Genomic DNA, 1,040 nt, shown 5'->3' with positions numbered 1-1,040 from the left:
GGCGCAGGTCGGCGGAGGCGGTGTCGGTGACCACCCGCCGATCCGACTCCAACTCCCGCATCCGGACCGCCAGGCGCGACGGTCCGAGCAGGCCGTGGACCATGGCCCGGTCCACACGGGTCAGTCCGCGCACCAGCCACGGCGTGACCAGGACGAACACCAGGCCGACGGCGGAGGTGAGGGCGATCTCCGGCGGACCGTCCAGGTACCGGCCGTCGCCGTTGCCGTCCCCGTACACCTGGAGGCCCGGCTGGTCGGTGTGGGCGGGGAAGACCCAGAACCACAGCGGGTACGTCGCCAGCCCCCAGCCCAGCGTCCAGAACGGCAGCGCGAGGCAGAAGGAGAACACCGCCCACGGGAAGTGGAGGAACGCGTACAGCAGGTGTCGCCAGGACGTCCCGCTCCGCAGCAGCGCCCACACCCACGCCATCGCGCCGCCGCCGCGCCGCCCGGCGCGGACCGGCTCCGGGTCGTCGACCTCCATCCGCAGCAGCGCCCGGGCGCGGGCGCGTTCCACCGCGCCGATGCCCCGCGCGGTGGCCAGGGTCAGGGCCAGCAGCGGCACGCCGAGGAAGGTGATCAGCAGCCCGACGCCGGCCGAGGTCAGGGCGACGGCGAGGGCGAAGGCGACGCAGGCGAGCGGCAGACCGATCAGGACGTGGAGGAACTCCCGCCAGGCGGCCCCCTCGAAGGGGGCGCGCAGCACCGCGGGAACACGGGGCCGGCGGAGCGCCGGGGAGGCGTGGGCGGTGGTCATGGGGCCATCCGTTCTCTGGTCGTCCGGGTACGGGCCGGGCCGCCGTACGGCCGGCGGCCCGTACCCCAGGGTCGGCCGCGGTGGGGGGAGCGGGCCATGGAGCGTGTCGGCGTTCCGGTCCGGGGGTTTTCCCCACCCCGGCGGGTCCGGAGGACCGGCCGTACGGCGGCCCGGCGCCCACCGGGGCCGCGGGGCCGCCGGCGCTCACCCGGGCTCGTCGGTGCGGTCGCGCCAGGGGAGTTCGGCGGTGATGGTGGTGGGTCCGCCGGTGGGGGAGTCGACG

Annotated in this window: 1 protein-coding gene; it reads right to left on the bottom strand. The window is 76.4% G+C overall.

The window, feature by feature from the left end:
* Positions 1-757, bottom strand: a 757-nt coding sequence (locus tag ABD335_RS00005; RefSeq protein ID WP_344319876.1) for a sensor domain-containing protein, incomplete at its 3' end; no start/stop codon positions are given.
* Positions 758-1,040: the final 283 nt, after the last annotated feature.

The organism is Streptomyces macrosporus (assembly GCF_039533145.1).
Classification (GTDB): domain Bacteria; phylum Actinomycetota; class Actinomycetes; order Streptomycetales; family Streptomycetaceae; genus Streptomyces; species Streptomyces macrosporus.
This window is presented reverse-complemented; position numbering and strand designations above follow the sequence as displayed.